The 588-nt window shown below is 44.6% G+C and carries 1 protein-coding gene; it reads left to right on the top strand.

What is annotated here, in order from left to right; translation table 11 throughout:
• On the top strand, positions 1–588 hold a 588-nt coding region (locus tag R7040_RS28310), incomplete at both ends, for a thiol:disulfide interchange protein DsbA/DsbL (protein ID WP_318097861.1).

The following is a 588-nucleotide window of genomic DNA, read 5'->3' as shown; positions in this document are numbered from 1 at the left end:
AAAAGGCGTCGCTTTATTTGCCGCTATTGCGGCTCTGTCAGCATGTGACAGCGGCAATAGTCAGCCACAACAAGGTAAGCAATACGAAGTGTTGCCTGTTTCTCTTCAAGAATACAATCTGGCGCCACTAACCGAAGCTTTTGCCCTAACTTGCGGCCATTGTCGTTCAATGGAAGAGTTTGTCCCTCAAATTGAATCGCTAACAGAGCAAAAAGTTGAAAAGATGCACGTGACTTTCAATGAAAGTGCTCAGATCAGTGCAATTATCTTCTACACTGCTGTTATGCAGCTCGACGCAACACCAGATAAAGCATTCATGGCTGATTTATTTGCAGCGGTTCAAATGGGCGCAGATGCAACAGCAGAAGAGCGTCAACAAGCAGTAGAGAAAGCTTTTGAATCTCGTAACTTGATCAGCCCATACCATCTTGATGAAGCTCAACAGGAAAAACTGTTTGAATACATCACTAAAGCTGAATCCATCACTACTCGTGGCCAAATCAATTCTGTGCCAGCGTTTATCGTAAACGGTAAGTACCAAGTGATTACTGGCGGCCATGACAGCGTTGAGGCAATGGCAGAAACTAT

The organism is Vibrio sp. 1069, assembly GCF_033340555.1.
Note: the sequence above shows the minus strand (reverse complement) of the source record. Positions and strands in the feature narration are given on the sequence as shown.